General features: G+C 71.5%; 8 protein-coding genes. 7 read left to right on the top strand and 1 reads right to left on the bottom strand.

Annotated elements, in window-relative coordinates:
• The 3 genes from AB0F81_RS23390 to AB0F81_RS23380 all read left to right on the top strand — a co-directional run.
• Positions 1-1,817, top strand: a 1,817-nt coding sequence (locus tag AB0F81_RS23390) for an RHS repeat-associated core domain-containing protein (RefSeq protein ID WP_360200593.1), incomplete at its 5' end; no start/stop codon positions are given.
• Positions 1,817-2,275 carry a hypothetical protein gene (locus tag AB0F81_RS23385; protein ID WP_360200591.1) on the top strand — a complete coding sequence of 153 codons (459 nt, stop codon included), beginning with the start codon at positions 1,817-1,819 and terminating at the stop codon, positions 2,273-2,275. The genes AB0F81_RS23390 and AB0F81_RS23385, both read left to right, overlap by 1 nt.
• A gap of 4 nt (positions 2,276-2,279) precedes the next feature.
• Complete coding sequence (locus tag AB0F81_RS23380) at positions 2,280-2,870, top strand: hypothetical protein (RefSeq protein ID WP_360200589.1); 591 nt, start codon at positions 2,280-2,282, stop codon at positions 2,868-2,870.
• Position 2,871: 1 nt separating this feature from the next.
• On the opposite strand, the gene AB0F81_RS23375 is transcribed toward AB0F81_RS23380, so the two are convergent.
• Positions 2,872-3,636, bottom strand: a complete 765-nt coding sequence (locus AB0F81_RS23375) for an IclR family transcriptional regulator (RefSeq protein WP_360200587.1) — start codon at positions 3,634-3,636, stop codon at positions 2,872-2,874.
• A gap of 88 nt (positions 3,637-3,724) precedes the next feature.
• Here AB0F81_RS23375 and AB0F81_RS23370 point away from each other — a divergent pair, with 88 nt between their 5' ends.
• From AB0F81_RS23370 to AB0F81_RS23355, 4 genes are all read left to right on the top strand, one after another.
• A complete protein-coding gene (locus tag AB0F81_RS23370) occupies positions 3,725-4,423 on the top strand; it encodes a CoA transferase subunit A (RefSeq protein WP_360200585.1) in 699 nt (232 codons plus the stop codon).
• Positions 4,424-4,427: 4 nt separating this feature from the next.
• Positions 4,428-5,045 carry a 3-oxoacid CoA-transferase subunit B gene (locus tag AB0F81_RS23365; RefSeq protein ID WP_360200595.1) on the top strand — a complete coding sequence of 206 codons (618 nt, stop codon included), beginning with the start codon at positions 4,428-4,430 and terminating at the stop codon, positions 5,043-5,045.
• 73 nt (positions 5,046-5,118) lie between these two features.
• Positions 5,119-6,279, top strand: a complete 1,161-nt coding sequence (locus tag AB0F81_RS23360; RefSeq protein WP_360200583.1) for an acetyl-CoA C-acyltransferase — start codon at positions 5,119-5,121, stop codon at positions 6,277-6,279.
• 110 nt (positions 6,280-6,389) lie between these two features.
• A complete protein-coding gene (locus tag AB0F81_RS23355) occupies positions 6,390-7,766 on the top strand; it encodes a M20/M25/M40 family metallo-hydrolase (RefSeq protein WP_360200581.1) in 1,377 nt (458 codons plus the stop codon).
• The last annotated feature ends 9 nt before the right edge of the window (positions 7,767-7,775 follow it).

The following is a 7,775-nucleotide window of genomic DNA, read 5'->3' as shown; positions in this document are numbered from 1 at the left end:
AGGCCGACGGAACGGTCGTCAACGAGCACACGCTCGACTACAACGCGAACGGGCACCGCACCCGCGACGTCGCCAAGACGATGAACGCGGACAGCGCCGGCGCGTACCTGGACCGCGTCCTCACCTACCAGTACGACCCGCGCGACCGGATCCAGAAGCTCACCAAGAGCGACGCGGCCGGTGCGGTGCTGGAGACCGAGACGTACGTCCACGACGCGAACAGCAACGTCATCCGGCAGTCCGTCGAGGACGTGACGACGACGTTCCAGTACGACCGCAACCGGCTGCTGAAGTCGACCACCTCGGGCATCACGGCCAACTACAACTACGACCCGTACGGGCGGCTCGACACGGTCACCGCGGCCGGGCTGATCGTCGAGAAGTACAAGTACGACGGCTTCGACCGGGTCGCCGAGCACCGGACGCTGGAGGAGGACGCGTCCAGCACCACCACGAAGTACACCTACGACGCGATGGACCGGACCGTCAGCCGTACCGACAACGCCGGCGGCGGCGACGAGAAGCAGACCACCTTCAACTACCTGGGCCTCTCCGGCGAGGTGCTCTCCGAGGAGATCGCCGGGAAGATCCAGAAGTCCTACCAGTACAGCCCGTGGGGCGAGCGGCTGTCGCAGGTCAAGTTCGCCGCCGACGGCGGTGAGGAGGACTCCTACTACGGCTACAACGCCCACTCCGACGTCGAGGTGCTGACCGACGAGAACGGCAACGCCCGGGCCACCTACGGCTACACCGCTTACGGCCAGGACGACGAGGAGTCCTTCACCGGCGTCGACAAGCCGCAGGCGCAGGACCCCACGCGGGAGGCGTACAACGTCTACCGGTTCAACGCCAAGCGGTTCGACCCGGCCAGCGGCAACTACGACATGGGGTTCCGTGACTACAGCCCCGGCCTGAACCGCTTCCTCTCCCGGGACATGTACAACGGCGCCCTCGACGACATGAACCTGTCGCGGGACCCGTGGACGATGAACCGCTACGCCTTCGGCGGCGGCAACCCGATCAGCTCCATCGAGATCGACGGGCACTACGGCATCGGCGAGTTCTTCAAGGACGTCGGCGGCGTCGGCAAGGGCCTGTACGAGGGCGCCGCGGACACCGTCACCGGCCTCTGGGAACTCGGCGGCAACGCGGTCGACTGCGTCGGCGACCTCAGCGGCTGCGGCAACGACCTGCAGGAACTGGGCTCCTACGCGTGGAACAACCCCGGCGACTTCTTCTCCGGGATGTGGCACAGCATCTGGGACCCGATCGCGCAGGACTGGCAGAACGGCAACCAGGGCGAGGCGATCGGCCGGGGCATCTTCGCCATCGTCGAGGTGGTCTTCGGCGCCAAGGGGCTCACCAAGCTCGGCTCCCTGGCGAAGCTGGCCAAACTCGGCAAGATCCCGACGATCAAGCTGCCCGGCGGCTCGCCGTGGCTGGACAACCCGTTCAAACGCGGTCAGCGGATCGAGGACGCGCTCGGGCAGAACCTGCCGGAGCCGTACCCCACCATCGACCGCTTCAAGGACGGGATCGCGACCAGCATCAAGAGCATCGACACCGGCGCGAAGTCCTATCAGAACCTCAAATCCCTGCGTACGACCCTGGAGGGTTACGTCGACGCGGTGGCGGGATTCACCGGCTCCGCGCCGATGAAGGGTATCCACATCCGCGCCGGTGACATCAAAGGACGGGCCCTGGACCTGGCCGTGCCCAAGGGTAAGGTCACCGACGAGCAGTGGCAGGTCATCCAGGACATCATTCAGTACGGTCAGAGCAAGGGCGTGACCGTCAATGTGATCGAGGTGGAGTAATGCAGATCAGTGAGGTGTATCGGCGCGGCAAGCTGATCCTCATCGATGCCATGTCGCGCACAGTGGACGGTTTCTGGATCAGCTCACCGCCGTACCTGGTGCTGGATGTCACGGCCTCGCCGGAGGAGGTCGGGGCGGCGCTCGCCCAGGCCCTGGCCGGCTCCCGGCAGGGCGTGCCGAACCCGCCGGTCCGCAACGCGCCCAGCCCGATCCAGCCCCTGCTGGAGCTGGCCGGCGTCAAGTCCTGGAACACGTTCGTCAAGGGCGCGTCACTGGTCCTGGTCGAGCAGGAGAAGCGGTCCGTCGTGTTCAAGCCGCACCGCAACCGGGGCGCGCGCCAGGGCTTCGAGGAGTTCCAGCCGGAGACGCCCCTGACCGTGGCGCCGGGCGACACCGGGGCCCTGGGCCGCCAGTTGCTCGCCGCACTGGACAGGGCGGACGAGAGCGTCCAGGCCTGACACCGTGACCTTCGGTTACAAGATCGGGTGGCTCGCCGTGCCGCGGCGGGCCCCCGAGGAGGTCGCCGCGGCGATCGGTCTGTCCGAGCCGGCCCGGGTGGGCTGGGCGGAGGGCGTCGACGGCGCGTACGACGCCGCGCTCTTCGTCTGCCCGCCCGTGGCGGGCTGGACCCTGGTGGCCGGCACCACGCTGCTGGAGGCGTCGATGACGCCGGCCTGGGGCACCTGGCTGGCGCGGCTCAGCGAGCCGCTCGGCGAGGTGCAGTACTTCGGCACCCACCGGGTGATCGAGTACCAGGCGTGGTGGCGGGCGCGCGCCGGCCGCCTGGTGCGCGCCTTCACCTTTCTCGGCGAGTCCGGAGAGGTGCTGGCGAACCTGGGGGAGCAGACCGCGGAGGAGGCCGACCTGGGCCTGCCCTACGTCGACCCGGCGATGTCCACCGACGCGTTCTGGGACCTGCCCGGCCTGGTCCTGCCGGACGAGAGCCACGTGCTGGCGCTGGCCGGCCGGTGGAGCATCGACCCGACCGCCCTGGACGAGCCGGCCGGCCCCGGCGAGGGCCTGCTGGGCCGGTTGCCACATGTGACGCGCTGACTCAGCGGCGGGCCAGCCGGCGGCTCAGCGTGTGTGCCGCCTCCAGCAAGATCGTCCCCAGCGCGGCCGTGCGCTCGCCGTTGAACCGGGACTCCACCCCGGTCAGGCTCAGCGCCCACGCGGGCGCGCCGGCCCGGTCGAAGACGACCGCCCCGACACCCCAGCTGCCCGGCACGATCAGGCCGGGGTTGACCGCGTACCCCCGGCGCCGGGTGGCGGCGACCCGGCGGGCCAGCGGCGTCGCCTCGTGGTGGCGGCCGTAGGTCGCCGCCAGCTCCTCCCCGCGCTGGCCGAGGTAGTCTCGCGCGTCCTCCACCGGCAGGTACGCCAGGACGGCCAGCCCCGCCGAGGCGACGCCCAGCGGAAACCGGATGCCCTCGTGCAGCACGTGCGACCGGAGCGGGAAACTGCCCTCCACCCCGGCGAGGCAGACCGTCTCGGTGCCGCGCCGGGCCGAGAAGAAGGCGCTCTCGCCGGTCTTCTCGGCCAGCGACCGCAGGACGTCACGGGCCGTCGACGTCACGTCGTACCGCTCGGCGGCGACCGACCCGAGCAGGAACAGCTCCGGGCCCGGGAACCAGCGACCGCGGCGGGCGTCGCGGTCGACGAACCCCTCCTCGGCGAGCGCGGCGAGCACCCGCTGCGCGGTCGAGCGCGGCAGGCCGGTCGCCGCCGCGATCTCCGCGGTGGTGGCGCCCTCGGACGCCCCGGAACCTACGCGCCGCAGCACCGCGGCCACCCGGGCGATCAGCTGCGTTCCCTGCATGCTCACATTATGAGCACGTGGTGCTCAACGAAGTCACCGAGTGATCAATGGAAGCCGGCCGGCGGCCGGATGCCTAACCTGCCCGGCCATGAGCAAACTCGTCGAGAGCGCGGCGCAGGCCGTCGCGGCCGTCGCCCGCGACGGGATGACGGTCGCGGTCGGCGGCTTCGGCCTGTCCGGCATCCCCACCACCTTGATCATCGCGTTGCGGGACAGCGGCGTGCGTGATCTCACCATCGTCAGCAACAACATGGGCGTCGACGGCAAGGGCCTCGGCCTGCTGCTGGAGAACAAGCAGGTCAGCAAGGTCCTCGCGTCCTACGTCGGCGAGAACAGGCTGTTCGCCCAGCAATATCTGGACGGCGGGCTCGACGTCGAGTTCGTCCCCCAGGGCACCCTCGCCGAGCGGCTGCGCGCCGGCGGCGCCGGCATCCCCGCCTTCTACACCCCGACCGGCGCCGGCACGCCGGTCGGCGCCGGCAAACCCGAGATGCGATTCAACGGCATGCGTACGGTTCTCGAGCACGCCATCGTCGCCGATCTCGCTCTCGTGCGTGCCCACCGCGCCGACCTCGACGGCAACCTGCGGTACCGCCTCACCGCCCGCAACTTCAATCCGCTGGTGGCGACCGCCGGCCGGATCACGATCGCCGAGGCCGAACGGATCGGCACTCTGCACCCGGACGACGTGCACACCCCGGGCATCTACGTGCAGCACCTGGTCCGGACCGAGATCCACGACAAGGACATCGAGCAGAGGACGGTGCGGCCCCGTGTGGACGCGTGACGAGATGGCCGCGATCGCCGCCGCCGAGCTGACCGACGGCCAGTACGTGAACCTGGGCATCGGCATACCCACCCTGGTCGCCAACCACCTGCCCGCCGGGGTGCGGGTGACCCTGCAGAGCGAGAACGGCATCCTCGGCATGGGCCCGTTCCCGTACGAGGGCGACGAGGACCCCGACCTGATCAACGCCGGCAAGCAGACCGTGACGCTGCTGCCCGGCGCCTCGGTCTTCGACTCGGCGCAGTCGTTCGCGATGATTCGCGGCGGTCACGTGCAGACGGCGGTCCTCGGCGCGCTGCAGGTCGCCGCGAACGGTGACCTGGCGAACTGGACCATCCCCGGCAAGCTGGTCAAGGGCATGGGCGGCGCGATGGACCTGGTCGCCGGCACCCCGCGGGTGATCGTGGTGACCGAGCACGTCGCCAAGGACGGCACCCCCAAGATCGTCGAGCGGTGCACGCTGCCGCTGACCGGCGCCGGCGTCGTCGACCGGATCATCTCCGACCGCGCTGTCTTCGACGTCACCGGCGACGGCCTGGTGCTGCGGCGCCTCGCCGACGGGCAGACGGCCGACGGCGTGCTCGCGCTCACCGGCGCCGGTTTCACGGTGGACCTGGCATGAGCGAGCTTGCGAGCGAATCATTCGGCTCAGTTTCGAACTCATGGCGACGCCGGAGCGCAGCGGAGGTGGCGGCATGAGCGCCGTCGTCGCGGGATACGCCCGTACCCCGTTCGTCCGCTACAACGGCGCGTTCGCGAAGATCTCCGCGGTCGGGCTCGGCGCCCATGCCGTCCGGGCCGCGCTGGCCCGCTGCGGGGTGGCGCCCGGCGCCGTCCAGCGGGTCGTCGCCGGGCACGTGCTGCAGGGGCTGGCCGGGCAGAACCCGGCCCGGCAGGCTGCCGTCGCGGCGGGTATCCCGCTCACGACTCCGGCGAGCACGGTCAACGCGGTCTGCCTGTCCGGCCTGGAGGCCGTTGCGGCGGGCGCCGCGCTCATCGAGGCGGGCCGCGCCGACATCGTGGTGGCGCTCGGGATGGAGTCGATGTCGCTGGCGCCGCACGCCATGCGCGGTGGCCGGGCCGGCACCCGGTACGGCGCCGTCGAACTGCTCGACACCCTCGAACACGACGGGCTGACCGACGCCTTCGAGCAGCGGTCGATGGGCGCGTCCACCGAGGAGGGCAACGCCGGCCTGGGGCTCGGCCGCGCCGGTCAGGACGCCTGGGCGGCCCGCTCCCACCAGGCGGCCGCGGCGTCCCGGGCGTTCCTGGCCGGGGAGATCGAGCCGTTCACCGTCGGCGACCATCTGATCGGCGGCGACGACGGCGTCCGCGCCGACAGCACGGTCGAGTCGCTCGCCGGGCTGCGGCCGGCGTTCGCCGCCGACGGGACCATCACCGCGGGCAACGCCTCACCGCTGACCGACGGCGCCGCCGCCCTCGTGCTGATGAGCGACGCCGCGGTGGCCGAGCACGGAGTCACGCCGCTGGCCCGGGTGCTCGCGTCGGCGATGGTGGCCGGCCCTGACGTACGCCTGCATCATCAGCCCGCGCGCGCCGTGCGTGCCGCCCTGACCGATCTCGGCGCCGGCGTCGCGGACCTGCGCCGCGTCGAGATCAACGAGGCGTTCGCGGCGGTGGCCGTGGCCTCCGTCGACGATCTGGGCGTGGATCCGGGCATCGTCAACGTGCACGGTGGGGCCATCGCGCTGGGCCATCCCATCGGCGCGTCCGGCGCTCGCATCGTCGGCACCCTGGCCCGTCAGCTCCGGGAGCCGGGCGCCGGCGGCCTCGGCGCCGCCGCCATCTGCGGCGGCGGCGGCCAGGGCTCGGCGGTCGTCCTCGAGGCGATGTGAGCCTCCGGCCTCGCGCAGCGTGGTGGACATCAGGCGGCTGATGCCGCACACGCATGAGCCGCGCGGGCCGGGGTAGTCGGGGCCGGGCCGAGACGACGGAGGGTGACAGGGTGAGCGCCGGCGCACGTGACTACCTGAACAGGCATCGTGGTGAACTGATCAGTCAGCTCGCCGACTGGATACGGGTGCCGTCCGTGGCCGGCCTGCCCGAGCACGAGACCGATCTGCTGCGCTCGGCGAACTGGCTGGCCGCCGCCCTGCGCGACACCGGTTTCCCGACCGTGGAGGTGTGGAAGGCCGAGGGCGCGCCGGCGGTGTACGCCGAGTGGTGCGCGGCCCCGGGCGCGCCGACCGTGCTGATCTACAGCCACCACGACGTGCGGGCCGTCAAGAGCGAGGAGTGGGAGGAGACGACGCCGTTCGCGGCGGTCGAGCGGGACGGCTACGTCTACGGCCGGGGAGCCTCGGACGCCAAGGGGCAGGTCCTCGCCCACGTGTGGGGAATCCGTGCGCACCTGGCCGAGACCGGCGGCGTACCGGCCGTCAACCTCAAACTTCTGGTCGAGGGGGAGGAGGAGACCGGCTCCGCGCAGCTCGCCGGGATCATCGAGAGGGAACGCGACCGGCTGGCCGCCGACCTCGTGGTCTTCTCCGACACCCTGCTCTGGCACGCCGAGCACCCCGCGGTCTGCACCAGCATGCGCGGCATGGTCCTGGCGAAACTGCAGGTGTACGGGCCCCTGCGCGACGTGCACAGCGGAGCGGTCTCCGGTCCCGCGCCGAACCCGGTGCTCGAGCTCTCCCGGCTGCTCGCCTCCCTGCACGACGACAAGGGCCGGATTACGCTGCCCGGTTTCTACGACGACGTGGCCGAGCCGAGCCAGCGGCGGCGCGCCGAACTCGCCGCCCTGCCCTTCACCGAGCAGGACTGGATCGAGCGTTCACAGACCCGCTCCGTGGGCGGTGAGGCCGGGTACACCGTGCTGGAACGGCTGTGGCTGCGCCCGCAGCTCGAAGTGCTCACCATCGCCGGCGGTGACCCGCTCGGCCCGTCCCGCGGCGCGGTGCCCGCCGCCGCCGAAGCCGACCTGAGCATCCGGTTCGTGCCCGACCAGACTCCGGAGGTGGTCGCCGGACAGCTGCGCCGCTGGATCGCTGACAGCATCAGTGACCGGTTCGACTACGAGCTCACCGTTTCGGAGCAGACGGCGCAGAAGCCATGCACCACACCACCGGACCATCCGGCGGTGGAGGCGCTGGCCGAGGCCATGCGCGACGGCTTCGGCCGCGAGGCGGGCCGGATGGGCAACGCCGGCGGCGGTCCGGCCGAACTGCTGGAGCGCCTGATCGGCGCACCGGTGCTGTTCTTCGGCGCCGGCCTGCCCGAGGACCGCTGGCACGACAGCGACGAACGGATCTCCGTCGAGGTGCTGCTCGCCTGTGCGGCCACCCTGGCGGCTTTCTGGCCCCGGCTGGCCCGGTCATGACCCGTCCGG

The organism is Actinoplanes sp. NPDC024001 (assembly GCF_040638955.1).
GTDB lineage: Bacteria > Actinomycetota > Actinomycetes > Mycobacteriales > Micromonosporaceae > Actinoplanes.
Note: the sequence above shows the minus strand (reverse complement) of the source record. Positions and strands in the feature narration are given on the sequence as shown.

Coding starts and splice junctions, on each gene's coding strand:
- AB0F81_RS23385 (WP_360200591.1), top strand. CDS start 1,817: ATGCAGATCAGTGAGGTGTATCGGCGCGGCAAGCTGATCCTCATCGAT.
- AB0F81_RS23375 (WP_360200587.1), bottom strand. CDS start 3,636: ATGCAGGGAACGCAGCTGATCGCCCGGGTGGCCGCGGTGCTGCGGCGC.
- AB0F81_RS23370 (WP_360200585.1), top strand. CDS start 3,725: ATGAGCAAACTCGTCGAGAGCGCGGCGCAGGCCGTCGCGGCCGTCGCC.
- AB0F81_RS23365 (WP_360200595.1), top strand. CDS start 4,428: ATGGCCGCGATCGCCGCCGCCGAGCTGACCGACGGCCAGTACGTGAAC.
- AB0F81_RS23360 (WP_360200583.1), top strand. CDS start 5,119: ATGAGCGCCGTCGTCGCGGGATACGCCCGTACCCCGTTCGTCCGCTAC.